The following is a 17,473-nucleotide window of genomic DNA, read 5'->3' on the forward strand; positions in this document are numbered from 1 at the left end:
CGATGAAACACCAAGCTGCCGACGGCCGGCTGCGGGACATCTCGACACGGCTACCCGGCATGAAGGACGTGAACCCGGTATACGCCATCGCGGACCGAGCCGTCCGAGAGGGAAACGCGGCGTTCGCGGCCGACCTCGGCATGACCCTGGCGGAGCGGTACGGCTCCTCCGCCCAGCCGGTCTGGCAGTACAGCAGCGTCGTCGACCACATCCTCCGGCTGCTGGCGTCGACTCCAGGAGCGGAGAACGTCCAGCACGCGGTGCGCCTCATGTCCGCCGCGGCATCCGAGCCCGGGAGTCTGGACCGTTACGTCGCATCCCTGCTTGCCGCGAGCCAGGCCGCGGAGGACCTGACACCGGCCTTCACCCGTGGCGGGCCGAGGGCTTCCGTTTCACAGGAATTCCGGATGTGCCTCGTCCACGAGTCCGCGCTTCGAGGCGTTCGGGTCCTGGAAATACCAGGAGTCGAGCCCTTGGTTCGTTCGCCGAATTGGCTGCACCACCCGCTCGGCTGGCTTCCGCTGGAACTGTCCGAGCTGGAGAAAGACGCGCCATTGCCCCGTTTTTCGGCGACAGCGGACAGCTACGCCATGCCGTACGGAAAGCCTGACGGTTCCACCATCAGGCCGGGAAAGGATCTTTCCGTCCCGTCTGCCGTCGAGACGACCGTCGATTCCCTCAGGTCATCGGCCACCGCCGCCGTGGCGAACTGGACGGAGAAATCCAACGGTCGGGTCGAGGTACGGAGCTACGACGTCGACGGCCCGGTCACGACGAGCGGCATGCCCCACCTGATGGAAGGTCTGGGTCTGGAATCACTCAAGGGCGTCGATCGCCGTAAACGCCTGACCGTCTCCTCATGTACGCCGCAGCACGCCTGGCGCGCACTTTTCGCAGCGGCATCGACAGGCGGGGCCTACAGCTGGGGCGAGCACGGCGCCTACGGGCGGCTCGCCGCCTGGCGGTCCTTGGCCGCCCTGGCGGGAACCCCGGCGCAGGCATCGTTCGCCGAGGTGGATCAGCGTGTCCAGGCGTGCGACTGGTACTCCTTCGAGGCCGCGACGCATTGGTTCGAGCACGTTGCCTGGGACATCGGGCTGGTGGCCTTCGACCCCGAGCGTCGACGGCTCGCCGTGCTGGCCGCCACGGATACGGACTGACGGTCGACCTCCTCCGCCCCGGCCGGGCCCCTAGGGCTCCGGTTCGGGGCGGAGGAGGTTGCTGTCGGGTCCGGTTCACCCGGGGGAGTGCCGGATGGCGCCAGGACTGAGGCGTCGGGTCAGGTGGTGCGTATCGGGTGGGTGGTCGTTTCGGCGGTGAAGATGGGGGCGCCGTTCTGTAGGAGTTCGACCAGGGTGGCCCTCGTGCCTTCCGGGGTTCCCGGGGGTGCCGGGAGCGGGGTGGCGGTGACGAGGCACGGGGTGTCGAACTCGGCGTAGCGGGTGAAGGTCGTCTTCATCGCCACCACGGTGGCCGGTCGCGGTGACAGGGCCAGGGCCGCCTGGCGGGCCGCCTCCAGGAGCAGCATCCCGGGGGCGTGGTCGACGGGGTGGTCGAAGAGTGCCGGGTGTCCGAGGTCGGACCGCAGGGTCCAGCGGCCCGGGGTGCCCGTGGAGGACAGGACCACGTCCTCGGGGTGCTCGCGGCCGACGAGGCGGGGAGGGACCGGGGCGCCCGGCGGCAGGGCGCGGGCGTGGGCCGCGGCCATGTCGGCGTACGGGCCGCGCAGGCGCTGGTAGACGGCCGGAGCCTGGTTCGAGAACCGGGTCCGTACGTGGGCTGCGGTGATGCCGCCCAGGGATGCCCGGACGGTCATGGTCATGCCCGCCAGCCGGGTGCCGCGGCGTACGACATCGGTGCAGGTGACGTGCAGTTCGGTGGTGGGCGGGGCGTCGTGGGCGCTGAGCGCCGAGGCGTCGAACTGGAAGTGCAGGTCTTCCCAGGCCTGCCGGAAGCCGAACGGCACGTCGTAGGCGGCGTGGCAGAGCATGGGGATGGCCTGGCGTACGCACTCGATCAGCAGCAGCGGGTCGCGGAAGCCGTACGCACCGCCGTAGAAGCGGTGATGTGCCGGCCACCGTGCCACGATGCCGAACCGGTCGGCACCCAGGGGGTGCCAGCTGGTCAGGAGCCGTTCGCTCGCGTCCGCCTTGTGGACCTCGGCCGCTGACACCGGCCGGCTCTGAGGATGCGATTCGCGCCTTGTCGGCAGTGTGCTCGTGAGCATGCTGTCCCCCCGGGACGTCGGAAACGAAGTCGATTCGGACAGGGGTGGATCAGTGGTTCGGTGGATCAGTGGATCCGGTGGCCCCCGCCCGTTCCTCGTTCAACATAACGAGTGTTCGCTTTTGTTTAAAGTCAAGACTTCGTAAAGTGGCAGGTCTGCGGGGCCTCGGAGGGGTGGGTCTCCCTCCGTCGGGAGGGTTCTGTGGTCTTTCCGGGCATCCGAGTGGCGTTCGGGGTTGCCAACGGATCGCCTCGACTCGTTAACATAGGGACCGTTCCGTTTCTTTTTGAGGGGAGAGGTCGTGGCGGGTCCCAAACAGGAGCGGGCGGTTCAGACGCGGGAGGCGATCCTGCGCGCGGCGGCCGAGACCTTCGACGAGCTCGGCTACGCCGGTGCCAGCGTCAACCTGATCCTGAAGCGGGCGGGCCTCACCACGGGCGCCCTGTACTTCCACTTCGACTCGAAAGAGGGTCTGGCGCGCGCGGTGATGAACGCGCAACCCGAGACCATCGTCCCCAGGCTGCACTCCGAAGGACTCCAACGGCTGGTGGACATCACCCTGTTCTGGTCGCACCTGCTCCAGGTCGACCCGCTTCTGCGGGCCGGAGTCCGGCTGACGGGGGAGCAGGCCTCGTGGGGAGGATCCGACGTGACGCCCTACCAGTCCTGGGCCGGGATCATGGCCGACTGCCTGCGCGAGGCGCAGGGCAGGGGGGAGCTGCAGGCGGGTGTGTCGCCCGAGGAGCTGGGCGAGTTCGTCACCGAGGCGTGTACGGGCATGCAGATGTTCTCCAGCGTGGCCAGCGGCCGGAAGGACCTGAGCGACCGCACCCTCCGGATGTGGCGCCTGCTGCTGCCCGGCATCGCCGTACCGGCGATCGTCTCCCGCACCGAGGTCAGCCATGAACGGCTGAGGAGCCTCATCGGCTGACAGGCCGCCTCATCGGCCGACGCGGCGCCGAACGCCTTGATCGCCGCATCGCCGCATCGCCGCACCGCCGCACCGCCGCCCTGTCGTACCGCCATGCCGCTGTACCGACGTACGTCCCGTCCAGTCCCGTCCCTGGAGGACCCATGCCCCACAGCCTCGGCCGGCTTCGGCTCGCCGCCCTCAACATCGACGGTGTCCTGCTCAACGACACCTTCAGCCCCGTGATCCACGGCTTCGTCGTCGGCCGGGGGGGCGCCTACACCGCCGACACCGAGCGTGCGGTGTTCTCGCAGCCCCAGCACATAGCCGGCCGCAACATGGCCGCCGCCGTACCGCAGGAGCTCAGCGGGGAGGAGGCCCTCGCGGCCTACTTCGAGGAGCGCGAGGTCTACCTCGCCGAGCACCCGGTCACCGTCCTGGACGGCGCGATCGACCTCGTACGGAGACTGCGGGCCCTCGGCCTGCGGACGGTCTGTTACGGAGGGCTCTCCGCGGCCCACTTCGACCGGTTCCTCGGAGAGTGGGCGGAGCTGTTCGACGGTCCGCGCTACGTGTGCACCAACGACTTCCGGCCCGGGATCCACGAGATCACCACCGAGGTCTTCGGGCTGGAGCACGGGGAAGCCCTCTTCGTCGACGACGTGGCCAAGGTGGCCGAGACGGCCAGGGAACTCGACGTTCCCTTCATCGGCCACCCGAGCAAGTTCGTGCACAGCTTTCAGCGGCAACTGATGCAGGAGGCCGGGGTCCGGCACGTCGTGGACTCCCTGGCGGCGATCGACGAGCAGCTGATCCGGGCCATCGACGCCGAGGCCCTGCGCGGCACGGTGTGGAGCGAGGTCCCGAGCGGTACGAGCCTGCGAGCAACGGCATGAGCAACGGCATCAGCAACGTGAGCAACGGCGCGAGCGACCGGCGTCCGATGTCCGGCCGGGTGGTCATGATCACCGGAGCGTCCAGCGGGATCGGTGCGGCGGCCGCCCGTGCGTTCGCCGAGGAGGGCGCGGCCGTCGTCCTGGTCGCGCGGCGCGGCGAGCGGCTGCGCGAGCTGGCCAAGACGATCGGGGCCTCAGGCGGACGCGCCCTCGCGGTCGAGGGCGACGTCGTCGACTCCGACCGGATGCGCGAAGCCGTCGAGGCGGCCGTGGAGACCTACGGGCGGCTCGACTACGCCTTCAACAACGCCGGTTACGCCACGGCGGGCGCGCCGCTGCACGAGGTCGACGACGCCGTCTTCCGGCAGACCATGGAGGTGAACGTGACGGGCGTGTGGAACTGCATGCGCCACCAGATACCCGTGATGCTGGGCCAGGGCTCGGGCGGCTCCATCGTCAACACGGCCAGCGTCGCCGCCACCCGGGCCACGGGGGCCAGCGCCGCGTACGTGGCCGCCAAGCACGCCGTCCTCGGAATGACCCGGGCCGCCGCGGCCGACTACGGCGCCGCGAACATCCGGGTCAACGCCCTGATCGTGGGCGCCACGCGCACCGAGATGATGGAAGAGGTGCTGGGGCAACACGCCGAGCTGGAGCAGCGGTTCGCCGATGCGACCGTGCAGAAGCGCATGGCCTCGCCCTCCGAGGTCGCCGAGGCGGCGCTGTGGCTGTGCAGCGAGCGGGCCTCCTTCGTGACCGGCGCCGCGATGCCGGTCGACGGTGGCGCCACCGCGATCTGAGCGGTCCTCTGCGGTCCTCCGCCGCACTCCGCCGTCCTCCGTGAAACCCGGCGCGACTTGTGGCAGTCGGCAACGACAGCCCGCGCGGGCGCTGATGTGCTGGCCGGCAGAGACGCCGTGACGGACGGTCGGCGCGGGAGCACGGAGGATCCACGATGCACGGAACCGCAACCGGAGCAGGACCCGAAGCAGGGCCCGAAGCAGGGCCCGTAGAAGAAGTCAGACCCGGACCCGGACCCGGACCGACGGCCGCGCTGCCGTCGCCGGGCCCACCGGTCCGGCGTGCGTCGCGCGCCCTCGCCGTCCTCGGACTGAGCGCGTTCGTCGTGGGGACCGCCGAGTTCGCCGTGATCGGCGTCCTCGACCGGATGGCCGAGAGCCTGCACGTCAGCGCCGCCACGGCCGGCCTGCTGGTCACCGCGTACGCGGTCGGGGTGTGCCTGGGCGGGCCGCTCCTGACCGCGATGACGCTCCGGCTGCCCCGCAGGCTCGTGCTGGTCGGCGCGCTCGGCGGCTATGCCCTGGCCAACGCCGTCGCGGCCCTCTGGGCGGACTTCGCCGTCGTCCTGGGGGTACGCGTCTTCGCGGGCGCCGTCCACGGACTGTTCGTCGGCGCCGCCTCCGCCGCGGCCGCCGGACTGGTGCCGGCCGAGCGCAGGGGCCGGGCCGTCGCCGTGGTGTTCGGCGGGATAGCCGCCGCCAATCTCCTGGGCGTGCCGCTGGCCACCTTCGCCGGCCGGGTCCTGCCGTGGCAGTACGCCTTCGCCGGCATCGCCGTGCTCGCGTGCGCGGCCCTGCTGCTGACCCGGGTGGCGGTGCCCGAGTCCGCCGGTGGCGGACAGCAGGCCTTGCGCGCACAGTTCCGGCACGTCGCGAAGGCACCGGTGATGGCGCTGCTGGCGATCGCCGTGCTGGTCTTCTGCGGCCAGTTCACCGCCTTCACCCAGCTGAGCGGCTACCTCCAGGACGTCGTCGGGGTCGAGGGCGGCGCGGTCGGCCTGTACCTGCTGGTGTTCGGAGCCGCCGGGACCGCCGGGACCGTGCTCGGGGGCCGCCTCGCCGACCGGGCCCCCGGCGCCACCGTGATCGCGGCGACCGGGGTGCTCGCGCTGGTGCTCACGACGCTCTTCCTGCTCGGCGAGCGGCCCGTGGCCGTGGCCGTGTGCGTCGCGTTCTGGGGCCTCGCCGGCTTCGGCCTCGCCCCCGCCCTCCAACTCCGTACGATCCGCCGCGCCGGGCCCGGCGGCGACCTCGCGGCCACGCTCGGCGCCTCGGCGGGCAATGCCGGCATCGCGGTCGGAGCGGCCGTCGCGAGCGGCATCACGGGAGCGTACGGGTACGCCGTCCTACCGCTCGCCGCGGCGGCGATCTGCGTGGCGACGCTGCCCCTGACCTGGATCTGCCTGTCCCCACGCCGTTCCGCGGGGGACGCCGCGGGGGACCCCGTACCGCCCGCCCCGTAGGGGATACGGCTCGGGCCCATGCCGCACGGCATGGGCCCGACCCGCGCACCCGCTCGCGGCGGGCGTCAGACGCAGTCCTCCTCGCGGTACTCGGCGGCGGCCCCGTCGCCGCGCTCCGCCGCCGCGCGCAGCTCCACCCGCCGGATCTTCCCCGAGATCGTCTTGGGCAGCTCGGCGAACTCGATGCGCCGCACCCTCTTGTACGGGGGAAGCTCCGTCCGGGAGTGGGCGAAGAGCAGCTTCGCCGTGTCCCCGGTCGGCTCCCAGCCCTCCGCCAGCACCACGTACGCCTTGGGCACCGACAGCCGCAGGGCGTCCGGCGCGGGCACCACGCCGGCCTCCGCCACGGCCTCGTGCGACAGCAGGGCGCTCTCCAGCTCGAACGGGGAGATCTTGTAGTCGGACGACTTGAACACGTCGTCCCCGCGGCCGATGTAGGTGAGCCGTCCGTCGGGGCCGCGCACCGCGAGGTCACCCGTGCGGTAGTAGCCGTCCGCCATGGCCTCGGCGGTGCGCTCCGGGTCGCCCTCGTAGCCCGCCATCACCCCGACGGGTGCGGCGGAGAGGTCCACGGCGATCTCGCCCTCGTCGGCCGGGCGGCCCGTGGCGGGGTCGAGCAGGGCGATGGCGAAGCCGGGGCTCGGCCGTCCCATCGAGCCGGGAGCGACCTCCGTACCGGGGGTGTTGGCGATCTGTACGGTCGTCTCGGTCTGGCCGAAGCCGTCCCGGACGGTCACTCCCCAGGAGCGCCGTACCGCGTCGATGACCTCGGGGTTGAGGGGCTCGCCGGCCGCCACCGCCTCCCGCGGCGGTGTGCGCAGCAGGCCCAGGTCGGCCTGGATGAGCATGCGCCACACGGTGGGCGGCGCGCAGAAGGTGGTCACGCCCGCGCGGTCCATCTCCGCCATCAGCCGGCCCGCGTCGAAGCGCGTGTAGTTCTGTACGAAGACGGTGGCCTCCGCGTTCCACGGGGCGAACAGGCTGGACCAGGCGTGCTTGGCCCAGCCGGGCGAGGAGATGTTCAGGTGGACGTCGCCGGGGCGGAGCCCGATCCAGTACATGGTGGACAGGTGCCCCACCGGGTACGAGGCGTGCGTGTGCCGGACCAGCTTCGGCCGGGAGGTCGTGCCGGAGGTGAAGTAGAGCAGGAGCGGGTCGCCGGCGAGGGTCGGGCCGTCGGGCGCGTAGTGCGCGGACGCCGTCAGCGAGTCCTCGTAGTCCAGCCAGCCCGGGAGCACGGTCCCGGCCGGCCGGCCGACCGCGATGCGGGTGGGGCCGCCGGGTAGCGCGTCGAACCGGGCGTGGTCCTGCGCCCGGGCGATGACGTGGCGGACCGCGCCGCGGTCGATGCGGTCCGCCAGCTCCGCCGCGTTCAGCAGCGTCGTCGTCGGCACGACCACGGCGCGCAGCTTCATCGCGGCCAGCGCCGTCTCCCACAGCTCCTTCTGGTTGCCGAGCATGACCAGGACGCGGTCCCCGGCGCGGACGCCCCGAGCGCGCAGCCAGTTGGCGACCTGGTCCGAGCGGTGGGCGAGTTCCGCGAAGGAGTGCTCGGCGTGGGAGCCGTCCTCCTCGGCGATGCGCAGCGCGGTCCGGTCGTTGCCGCGGGCGATCGCGTCGAACCAGTCCAGGGCCCAGTTGAACCGCTCCGGACGGGGCCAGCGGAAGCCCGCGTACGCCGTGTCGTAGTCCTCCCGGTGGGCGAGCAGGAAGTCCCGGGCGGCGCGGAACTCCTCGGTGGGGTCGGTCGTGGTCATGCGTTGCTCCTTCGTGGTCGGCGCGTGCTCCGGGCCGGACCGGGTCAGCCGGCTCCGCCGGTGCCGGTGCCGGTGTCGCCGACGGGGACCAGTGCGACGACGGCGATGGTCCGGTCGGTCTTGGACCGGAACGTCGCGAAGTTCGGGTCCTGGGCCGTCTGCAGCCGCCACAGCTCCTCGTGCTCCGACTCCGGTACCGGTTCGGGCCGTACGGCGAAGCGGTGCGGGCCGACCTCCACGACGCCCTCGCCGGCCGCCATGAGATTGCGGTACCAGCCCGGCGCCACGCGGGCGCCGCCGTTCGCGGCGAAGACGATGTGGCGTCCGTCCCGGGCCAGGTGGACGAGGGGAGTGGTGCGGGTCAGCCCGCTGACCCGTCCCGTGGTGCTGAGCAGCAGGAGCGGGACGGAACCGAAGTCCTTCACCCGGCCGCCGTTGGCCCGGAATTCCTCGATGACGCCCCGGTTGAATGAATTGCTGTTGACGGTCTCGTCGACCGTGCCGTTCGTGTCCTGCATCAGTTCCATTCACCTTCGGGGAGGAAGAGGCGGGTGTTCGTGGTCTGCTCGAAGGGCATTCCGGCGGGCATGTTGATGAGTTCCATGGAAAGGCCCCACGGAGTCGTGAAGTACACCCAGCGGTCTCCGGCGATGGGGCCGTCCACGATGGTTTCCGGCTCGCCGAGGATGGTCACGCCGGGCTGCTCGCGCAGGTACGCGGTGGCCTTGTCGACGTCGTCCACGTAGATCGCGAAGTGGTGCCCGCCCCAGTCGCTGTTGCGCGGCCGGGTGCGGTCCTGGTCGGGCGAGGTGTACTCGAAGAGTTCGAGGTTGGTCACCGGGCCGAGGCGCAGCATGGCGATGTTCGCCGAGGCGCGGGGGTGTACGGCGAGCTTCTCGGTCATCCACGTGCCCTCGGGGTCCTCCACCGGGCCGAGGCGGTAGGCCAGTTCGGCGCCGATGACCTCGGTGAAGAACTCCACGGCCTGGTCGAGGTCGGGCACGGTGTAGGCGATGTGGTGCACCGCGCGCGCTCCGGGGATCTTGCTCAACGTCACTCCGTCCGCCGGGGGTCCCGCCTTCGGCGGAGCCCCGTGCCGCTGTCCGGGCGGAGGCCCGGGCAGGCCCGACGATGCGGCCCCGCGGCCTGCCGATCAAGGCGTAGTTCCCAAAGTGCGCCGACCTGCCGAAGTTGACTTCGGGGGTTGGCGGCGGGCCGTTCCTTCCTGCTGAGATGCATTCATCGCGGCGAACTCAGCCGATCAGAACCGCCTTCGATGCGCCCCCGCTTCTGCATTCATGGGCTGGACTTCCTTCCAATGAACTCGAAGACCAGGAAACGACGAAGATGACGAATGAAATAAAGCGCCGCCGGTTCGTGGGTGCGGGATCGGGAATGGCTCTGGCCGCCGCCGCCGGCGGACTGGTGCAGGCCCCCGCCGCGCGGGCCGCGGGTGCCCGGCTCGCCGGGGCGGCGGGCGAGGCCGGCGCCCAGGCGGCTGCCGGTGTCACGGTGCTCCCGGCCGACTCCCGGTACCCCGATCTCACCTCGGGCATGAACCAGCGCTGGCAGGCCCGCCCGGACAAGATCGTGCTGCCGAGGACGACGGCCGAGGTCGTCGCGGCGGTGCGCGAGGCCGTTTCCACTTCCAAGCGGCTGTCGGTGGTCAGCGGCGGGCACTGCTTCGAAGACTTCGTCTTCAACGCCGACATCAAGATCAACATCAGGTTGTCGCTGATGAACCAGGTCACCTTCGACACGGCGATGAACGCCTTCTGCGTCGGCGGCGGCGCCACCCTGCTCGACGTGTACGAAGCCCTCTACGAGGGCTGGGGCGTGACCATACCCGGCGGCATCTGTCACAGCGTCGGCGTCGGCGGCCACATCACCGGCGGCGGCTTCGGCAACCTCTCCCGCCAGTACGGCCTGACCGTCGACCACCTGCACGCCGTGGAGGTCGTGGTGGTCAACGCGGACGGTTCGGTCCGCAGCGTGATCGCCGCACGGGACTCCTCCGACGCCCGCCTGCGCGACCTGTTCTGGGCGCACACGGGAGGTGGCGGCGGCAGCTTCGGCATCGTCACCCGGTTCTGGTTCCGCACCCCGGGCGCCACCGGGGGCCCCGAGTCGCTGCTGCCCAAGGCCCCGTCGGAGATCTACCTGACCCTGGCCAACTGGCCCTGGGAGAAGGTCACGCAGGACGGCTTCAGCCGCCTGGTCACCTACTGGGGCAAGTGGCTGCAGCGGAACAACACGGCGGGCACCACGGCCGGTTCGCTCTACTCCTGGCTGCTCCTCAACCACCGAGACAGCGGTTCGCTGGGCGCCGTCGTCCAGTTGGACGCCTCGCTCCCCGACGCCGCGGCCGTACTCTCCGACTTCCTGGCCGGCATGGACCTGGCGCTGGGCCTGAGCTCGGCGACCCGGCGCTCGTCCGGCGTGCTCGACTCCGCGTACACCACGACCCGGCTGCACCCGTGGCTGCGGGGCACGCGCTACATCGGCTCCATCTCCCCCACCCAGCTGGACCCGACCTCCCGCGGCATCCACAAGTCGTCCCACCTGCGCACGGCGACCCCCCAGCGGCAGATCGACGCCATGTACCGCAACCTCACGAGCACCACGGCACCCAGCGCCTTCGCCGGGATCGTGCTCTCCGCTTCGGGCGGCCGGATCGCGTCCGTCTCGCCGACCGCCACGGCGGTCGCCCAGCGCGACGCGATCATGAAGACCAACTTCGAGAGCCTCTGGTACGACACCAAGGACGACGCCAAGAACATCGCCTGGGTGCGCAACGCCTTCAGCGAGGTCTACGCCGACACCGGCGGCGTCCCGGTCCCCAACGAGGTCACCGACGGCTGCTACGTCAACTACCCCGACGGCGACCTCTCGGACCCGGCCTTCAACACCTCAGCCGTGCCCTGGCACGACCTGTACTGGAAGGGCAACTACGCCCGGCTCCAGCAGATCAAGCGCGCCTGGGACCCGAGGAACGTCTTCCAGCACCGCCAGTCGGTCCGGCTCTGACCCGAGGCCGGACCCCCACAGACCTGCCGGTCGGGCCGCCGCCCCCCACACGTACGAGCCCGGCCGGCACCCCCTGCCCCCTTCCCTCCCCCTTCCCCCTCTTCCCCTCCCTTCCATCCCCCCTTCAGCTCGTTCAAGGAGAGAGAACCCTCATGCGAACCACCACCCTCGGCAACGGCGGTCCCGTAGTAGGCCGTGTCGGTCTCGGCACCATGGGCATGTCCTTCGGCTACGACCCGCACGGCTGGGACGACGACGCCTCCGTCGCGGTGATCCACCGCGCCCTCGACCTCGGCGTCAACCTGATCGACACGGCCGACGTCTACGGCCCGTTCACCAACGAGGACCTCGTCGGGCGGGCCATCAAGGGCCGCCGCGACGAGGTGGTGCTGTCCACCAAGGGCGGCCTCGTCGTCGACGAGAACGGCATCGGCCTCAACGGCCGTCCCGAGCACCTGACCGCGGCCGTCGAGGCCAGCCTGGGCCGCCTGGGCACCGACCACATCGACCTCTACTTCCTGCACCGCGTGGACCCGCAGGTCCCGCTGGAGGAGAGCTGGGGCGCCCTCGCCGAGCTCGTGCGCCAGGGCAAGATCCGCTCGCTCGGTCTCTCCGCGGTGAGCCTGGAGCAGGTGCGTGCCGCGCAGGGCGTGCACGCGGTGGCCGCCGTCGAGTCCGAGGCCTCGCTGTTCACCCGGGACGCCTTCGCCGACGTCCTCCCGTACACCGTGGAGCACGGCATCGCCTTCCTGCCGTTCTCGCCGCTGGGCCGCGGTCTGCTCACCGGTGCCTTCCAGAACCCGGCCGACCTGCCCAAGGACGACTGGCGCAGCACCCAGCCGCGCTTCACCGAAGAGGCGTTCGCGCACAACAAGGCGATCGTCGACGCGGTGCGCGCCGTGGCCGACCGGCACGAGGCCGCCCCGGCGCAGGTGGCGCTGGCCTGGCTGCTGACCAAGGGCGAGCACGTCGTCCCGATCCCCGGCACCAAGACCGAGCGCTACCTCGTCCAGAACGCCGGCGCCGCCGCGCTGGACCTCACCGACCAGGACGTCGCCGAACTGGACGCCCTGCCCGCACCCATGGGCGCCCCCGAGGCGTGATCACGCCCCCTCGTCCGGCCGGGTGACCCCCGCCGGAACCGTTCCGCCCCCGCCGGTCCCGGAAGATCCCCGGACCGGCGGGGGCGGGGCTCCCCTCCCCGCGGTCCTTCCGCCGGCCCCTTCTTCCGGCCCGGACCCCGGCCCGGCCCCTCCCGCCTCCCCGCCCCGACCTTCAGACGGAGTACTTCCCACGATGTCCGAGATCACCACGGCCCGTCCGAGCAGCAGCCTCACCTCCGCCTTCGACATCCCCCGCCCGCCGGGCCTGACGTGGTTCGTCCAGTCCCAGATGCCGGTGGGCTACGAGGTCTCCCTGACCCGGGGGCTCCTCAACCCCGCCAACCCCGTCCTCGCCCGCTCCGTCGGCGCCGACGGCCGTACCCCCGTCCGCGCGCTCGTCGTCGTGGACCAGGCCGTCGATGAGCTCTACGGCCCGGGCCTGCGCGGCTACTTCGACGCCTGGCAGGTCGACGCGTTCTGGAAGGTCATGCCCGGCGACGAGGAGACCAAGAACCTCGAGCAGGTCGTCGAGGTGACCCGGGCCATGACCGAGATGGGCATCCTGCGCCGCACCGAGCGCGTGGTCGTCGTCGGCGGCGGTGTCCTGATGGACGTCGTCGGCATGGCCGCGAGCCTCTACCGCCGGGGCGCCCCCTACGTGCGCGTCCCCACCACCCTCGTCGGACAGGTCGACGCGGGCGTCGGCGTGAAGACCGGGGTCAACCACGGCACCCACAAGAACCGCCTGGGCACCTACTTCGCCCCCGAAGTCACCCTCATCGACCCGGAGTTCCTGCGGACGGTCGAGCCCCGGCACATCGCCAACGGGCTCGCCGAGATCATCAAGATGGCGCTCATCAAGGACGGCGCGCTCTTCGAGCTGCTGGAGGAGAACGTCACCCGGATCACCAGCGACTCGCTCGCCGACTGCGGGGCGGCGATGAGCGAGGTCGTCTCCCGGGCGATCGCTGGCATGCTGGACGAACTGGAGCCGAACCTCTGGGAAGGCGTCCTGGAGCGCTCGGTCGACTACGGACACACCTTCAGCCCCTCCCTGGAGCTGCGGGCCGACCCGCCGCTGCTGCACGGCGAGGCCGTCGGCGTCGACATGGCCGTCTGCCTGGCGCTGGCCGTCGGACGCCGCCACCTGTCCGAGGGCGACGCCCACCGCGCGCTGGCCCTCATCGCCGGCTGCGGACTCCCGCTGACCCACCCGGTGTTCACCGCCGAACTGCTGGAGGTCGGCCTCGCCGACGCGGTCAAGCACCGCGACGGCGCGCAGCGTCTGCCGCTGACCAACGGCATCGGCTCCTGCGTCTTCGTCAACGACATCACGGCCGACGAGCTGGCCCGCGCCCTGGAGTTCGTACGGGCCTACGCGGACGGTACGGCCAGGTGAGCGCGCCGGGCCCGATCACCGTCCTCGACGTGGGCGGCACCCATGTGCGCAGCGCCGCCTGGTCGCCCGGCGACGGACTCGGCGACACCCTGGACCAGCCGTCGCCGAGCCGCCTGCGGCATCCCGGCACCCCCGTGGCCGAGCTGAGGGAACGCCTCCTCGCCACCCTCTGCGCGGCCGTTCCCCGCACGCCCGGCGGCTCCGTGGCCGGTGTCTCCTTCGGCGCCGCCCTCGACCACCGCAGCGGCACCGTCTACGGCTCCGCACCGCTGTTCGGCGACGAGACCACGCCGCTGGACCTGCGGGGCGAGCTCAACGCCCGGCGCCCCGACGTCCGGTGGCACATCGTCAACGACGTCACCGCCGCGCTGCTGCACTTCGTCTCCGCACCGCACCGCCGGGCCCACCGCAAGGTGCTGTTGATGACCGTCAGCTCCGGCATTGCCTGCCGCACCGTGGACCTGCGCAGCGGCACCATCGCCACCGACGGCTGCGGGCTGCAGGGCGAGGTCGGCCACCTGCCCGCCTCGGCCGTGCTGGCCGGCGAACCCGTCGAGCTGCTCTGCGACTGCGGCCGGCCAGGGCACGTGTCCTCGTACGCCTCCGGTCCGGGCCTGCGCCGGATGGCCGACGTCCTGCGGGAACGCGCACCCGGCCGCTGGGAGCGTTCGCACCTGGGGCGCGCGATGGCGCAGGGCGCCGCCTTCGAACCGGCGCTCCGGGCGGCCCTGGGCGCGGGCGACGCGCTCGCCTCCGAACTGCTCGACGCGTCCACGGCGCCCGTCGCCGACGTGCTGCGCAGTGCGCTCTGCCTCGATCCGGAGCTGGACGAACTCGCCCTCACCGGCGGTGTGGCCAGCGGACTCGGCGCGCACTACAAGGCGTCGGTCCTCGGCCATCTCCGCCGCGAGGGGCTGTACCTGACCGGGGAACGCGCACCGGACTGGGCGACGGACCGCATCACCGTGTGCGCTCCCGGCGAGGCCAACGGCCTCATCGGGGCGGGCATCGCGGCCCTGGAGGGGGAGCGGCCCGCCGGAAGCGGCGAGCCCTCCACGGCTGCGGCGCCCTCCACGGCTGCGGCGCCCGCCACGGCCACCGCGCCCGCCACGGCCACCGCGCCCGCCACGGCCGCCACGCACGCCGCGGTCGTACGGGAGGGGGAGGCGACGCAGCTGCGTCAGCGGCCCACCCCCGCGCCCGGCCCCGGGGAGCTCAGTGTCGCGCCCCTCGTCGCCGGTGTGTGCGGCACCGACCTGCAGATCCTGCGGGGCCTGCGTGAGGACGGCGCCCCGGTCCTGGGCCACGAAGGCGTGGCCCGGATCGTCGAGGCGGGACCGGGCGTGGCCGACCCGCGGCTGGTGCCGGGCGCCCGTGTCGTGGTCAACCCCACGCACCCGTCCGACCCGTCGTTCCTGCTCGGGCACAACGTCGACGGGATGCTCCAGGCCCGCATGCTGGTACCGGAGAGCGCCGTCAGCGGCGGCCTCGTCCTCCCGCTGGAGGAGGTGCCCGAGGGGAACCTGCCCGCACTGATCGAACCCTTGGCGGTCGTACGGTACGCCCTGCTCGCCCTCGCCCGGCACGAGCCCGACACCCTGCTCGTGATCGGCGACGGCACCGTCGGCCACCTCGCCGTACGCGCCGCCCGGCGCTGGCTCGGCCGCCCCGTACGGACCGTCCACGTGCACCACACGCCGGCCGGCCTGGACTGGAGCGGGCGGGCGCCGCACCGGGCCGACCACCGCGTCCTGCGCGACGGCCTGGCGGCGGGGATCCCCGCCGGGACGCTCGACCGGGGACGGGTGGCCGTCCTGATCGCCACACCGGCCCCGGCGACCCTGCCGAGCCTCGACCTGGCCCTGGGCGCGACGCAGGGCGCCGAGGTCGCCGTCGACCTCGTCGGCGGGCTCCGCCGACCCGCCTTCAGCGCGTGGTTCCCGGGCATCGACCTGGCCGAGGTGCGGGCCGCCAACTGCGGCGGCACGCCCGAACCGCCCGTCGTCGCACGGCTCAGCACGGCCGACGGCCGCACGGTGTCGGTCCTGGGCCACCGCGGCGTGGCCAACGAGCACCTGGAGTACGCGGCGGCCGAACTGTGCCGGGACCCGGAGCGCTACCGGGACCTGGTGACGCACGAGACGGACCTCGCCGGCGCGGCCGCGATCCTGACCGCGCTCGCCCGCGACGAGGGCCGGATCGTCGACGGACGGCGGCTGGTGAAGCTCGCCGTGCGGACGGAGGGACCGTCATGAGCCACGCGCCGAGGCCCCTGCCCAGCCGTACGCCGCGCCTCCCGCTGACCGGCCTCGTCGACTGGCGGCTTCCCGTACGCGGCGAGGCGGCCGTGGACCTGGCCTTCCAACACCGGGTCGACGGGATCCAGTTCGACCTCGGAGGGCCCGGACGCGGCCCCTGGCTGGACAAGCCGGGAACGGCCGGGGGAGCGGTCGGGCGGCTGCGCCGCACCGCCGCCTCAGCCGGTGTGACCCCGCTCGGCGTGGCGGCCAACGTGCTCAACGACATCGGCCTCACCGCCGGGGCGGGCACCCTGGCCGCCGCACGGGTCCGGTCGGTCATCGACCGGCTGCTGGACGTGGCGTGGGAGCTCGGCGTCCCGCTGGTGTTCCTGCCGAGCTTCCGGCGCAGCGCCATCGACGGCGAGGCGGCCCTGATGCGCACCGCCGAGGTGCTGCGCTGGGCGGCGGCGCAGGCGCAGGCCCACGGCCTCCTCCTGGCCAACGAGAACGTGCTGCCCGCGCACCACGCCCTGCGGCTGGTCGAGGAGGTCGGCTCGCCGGCCTTCCGGCTGCTGCTGGACAGCTACAACCCGGTCGGCGCCGGCATCGACGTACCCGATCTGGTGGAGGCGACGGCACCCTTCCTCGCCGACCAGATCCACCTCAAGGACGGCCGTGCCGCCACCGCCTTCAGCCCGCTCCTGGGCGATGGCGACGGCCGCGTCGACGAGACCGTCGACGCCGTGGCACGCCATCTGCCGGGCGTGCACGCGGTCGTGCTGGAGAACGACCACCGCGACGGGGACGGGACCCGGCTCCGCGCGGACCTCGAACGGGCCCGGGCGTTCGCCCGCAGGCTGGACCGACGAAGAATGGAGGCGGCACAGCCATGCCCCTCGTACTGACCGCTCACGCCCTGCTGTTCGACATGGACGGCACGCTCGTGGACTCCACCGCCGCCGTGGAACGCACCTGGCACCGCTTCGCCGCGCGGCACGGGCTCGACGCGGCCGAGATCCTCGCCTCCGCGCACGGCCAGCGCACCGCGGAGACCGTCGCCGCGCACGCCCCGCCGGGCACCGACGTGGAGGCGGAGACCGCCTGGCTCGTCGCCCAGGACGTGGCCGACACCCGCGGCACCGTCGCCGTGCCGGGAGCCGCCGAACTGCTGGCGGCGCTGCCGCCGCACCGCTGGGCGCTCGTCACCTCCGCGGGCCGGGAACTGGCCGTACGGCGCATGGCGGCCGCCGGGCTTCCGCTGCCCGAGGTCCTGGTCAGCGCCGACGACGTACGGGAGGGCAAGCCCTCCCCGGAGGGGTTCACGGCCGCCGCCGCCCTGCTCGGCGTCAGCCCCTCGGCCGCCGTCGTCTTCGAGGACGCCGAGCTGGGCCTGCTGGCCGCCGCGGCCGCCGGCTGCTTCTCGGTGGTCGTGGGCGCACACGGCGGCGAGGCCGCCGAGGGCCGTCCCCGGATCGCCGATTTCACCGGCGCCACCTGCGCCGCCTCCGACGAGGACGGCCTGCGCCTGGTGCTGCCCGCGTCCGCACCGGTGCGCGTACGGGTCCCCGCGCGGACCTGACCCGCGCCCGTACGGGCCGCCCCGCGCAGCCCCCGCCTCGCGCAGCCCCCGCCTCGCGCAGCCTCGCCCCTC

15 protein-coding genes are annotated in these 17,473 nt (G+C 72.6%); 11 read left to right on the forward strand and 4 right to left on the reverse strand.

What is annotated here, in order from left to right; genetic code table 11:
• Positions 1–2 precede the first annotated feature (2 nt).
• Positions 3–1,160: a DUF6183 family protein gene (locus AC3IX6_RS22140; protein ID WP_489363895.1), complete on the forward strand. Its 1,158-nt coding sequence runs from the start codon at positions 3–5 to the stop codon at positions 1,158–1,160.
• A gap of 119 nt (positions 1,161–1,279) precedes the next feature.
• Here AC3IX6_RS22140 and AC3IX6_RS22145 read toward each other — a convergent pair whose 3' ends face one another.
• Entirely contained in the window at positions 1,280–2,227 is a 948-nt protein-coding gene (locus AC3IX6_RS22145; RefSeq protein WP_489363897.1) for a ScbA/BarX family gamma-butyrolactone biosynthesis protein, read from the reverse strand.
• Positions 2,228–2,528: 301 nt separating this feature from the next.
• Here AC3IX6_RS22145 and AC3IX6_RS22150 point away from each other — a divergent pair, with 301 nt between their 5' ends.
• The 4 genes from AC3IX6_RS22150 to AC3IX6_RS22165 all read left to right on the forward strand — a co-directional run bounded on the left by AC3IX6_RS22150 (position 2,529) and on the right by AC3IX6_RS22165 (position 6,296).
• Positions 2,529–3,158 (forward strand): ScbR family autoregulator-binding transcription factor, encoded by a 630-nt coding sequence (locus AC3IX6_RS22150; RefSeq protein WP_489363899.1) that lies wholly within the window; start codon positions 2,529–2,531, stop codon positions 3,156–3,158.
• Between the two features lie 143 nt (positions 3,159–3,301).
• Positions 3,302–4,033, forward strand: coding sequence for an HAD family hydrolase (locus AC3IX6_RS22155; RefSeq protein ID WP_489363901.1), 732 nt, complete (start codon positions 3,302–3,304; stop codon positions 4,031–4,033).
• Positions 4,030–4,833 carry an SDR family NAD(P)-dependent oxidoreductase gene (locus AC3IX6_RS22160; protein ID WP_489363903.1) on the forward strand — a complete coding sequence of 268 codons (804 nt, stop codon included), beginning with the start codon at positions 4,030–4,032 and terminating at the stop codon, positions 4,831–4,833. Before AC3IX6_RS22155 ends, AC3IX6_RS22160 begins: the two co-directional genes overlap by 4 nt.
• A 155-nt stretch (positions 4,834–4,988) precedes the next feature.
• Entirely contained in the window at positions 4,989–6,296 is a 1,308-nt protein-coding gene (locus tag AC3IX6_RS22165) for an MFS transporter (protein ID WP_489363905.1), read from the forward strand.
• Between the two features lie 65 nt (positions 6,297–6,361).
• Here the strand turns inward: AC3IX6_RS22165 and AC3IX6_RS22170 are convergent, their stop codons facing one another.
• The 3 genes from AC3IX6_RS22170 to AC3IX6_RS22180 are packed head-to-tail and all read right to left on the reverse strand — an operon-like array spanning position 6,362 to position 9,104.
• Positions 6,362–8,053, reverse strand: coding sequence for an AMP-binding protein (locus AC3IX6_RS22170; RefSeq protein WP_489363907.1), 1,692 nt, complete (start codon positions 8,051–8,053; stop codon positions 6,362–6,364).
• Between the two features lie 44 nt (positions 8,054–8,097).
• Positions 8,098–8,571 carry a nitroreductase/quinone reductase family protein gene (locus tag AC3IX6_RS22175; RefSeq protein ID WP_489363909.1) on the reverse strand — a complete coding sequence of 158 codons (474 nt, stop codon included), beginning with the start codon at positions 8,569–8,571 and terminating at the stop codon, positions 8,098–8,100.
• Entirely contained in the window at positions 8,571–9,104 is a 534-nt protein-coding gene (locus AC3IX6_RS22180; RefSeq protein WP_489363911.1) for a VOC family protein, read from the reverse strand. The genes AC3IX6_RS22175 and AC3IX6_RS22180 overlap by 1 nt, the downstream gene beginning before the upstream one ends.
• A 296-nt stretch (positions 9,105–9,400) precedes the next feature.
• Between AC3IX6_RS22180 and AC3IX6_RS22185 the strand changes: the two genes are divergently transcribed.
• The 6 genes from AC3IX6_RS22185 to AC3IX6_RS22210 all read left to right on the forward strand — a co-directional run bounded on the left by AC3IX6_RS22185 (position 9,401) and on the right by AC3IX6_RS22210 (position 17,401).
• Entirely contained in the window at positions 9,401–11,080 is a 1,680-nt protein-coding gene (locus AC3IX6_RS22185; RefSeq protein ID WP_489363913.1) for an FAD-binding oxidoreductase, read from the forward strand.
• Between the two features lie 152 nt (positions 11,081–11,232).
• A complete protein-coding gene (locus AC3IX6_RS22190; RefSeq protein ID WP_489363915.1) occupies positions 11,233–12,183 on the forward strand; it encodes an aldo/keto reductase in 951 nt (316 codons plus the stop codon).
• A gap of 193 nt (positions 12,184–12,376) precedes the next feature.
• Complete coding sequence (locus AC3IX6_RS22195; RefSeq protein ID WP_489363917.1) at positions 12,377–13,582, forward strand: sedoheptulose 7-phosphate cyclase; 1,206 nt, start codon at positions 12,377–12,379, stop codon at positions 13,580–13,582.
• Positions 13,579–15,837: an ROK family protein gene (locus tag AC3IX6_RS22200; protein ID WP_489363919.1), complete on the forward strand. Its 2,259-nt coding sequence runs from the start codon at positions 13,579–13,581 to the stop codon at positions 15,835–15,837. The genes AC3IX6_RS22195 and AC3IX6_RS22200 overlap by 4 nt, the downstream gene beginning before the upstream one ends.
• The gene (locus tag AC3IX6_RS22205) at positions 15,834–16,727 is read left to right on the forward strand and encodes a sugar phosphate isomerase/epimerase family protein (RefSeq protein ID WP_489363921.1); all 894 of its coding nucleotides are present in this window, start codon (positions 15,834–15,836) and stop codon (positions 16,725–16,727) included. The genes AC3IX6_RS22200 and AC3IX6_RS22205 overlap by 4 nt, the downstream gene beginning before the upstream one ends.
• Positions 16,712–17,401, forward strand: a complete 690-nt coding sequence (locus AC3IX6_RS22210) for an HAD-IA family hydrolase (RefSeq protein WP_489363923.1) — start codon at positions 16,712–16,714, stop codon at positions 17,399–17,401. Before AC3IX6_RS22205 ends, AC3IX6_RS22210 begins: the two co-directional genes overlap by 16 nt.
• Positions 17,402–17,473 lie beyond the last annotated feature (72 nt).

The sequence above is a fragment of the Streptomyces sp. GL_141 genome (assembly GCF_057834385.1).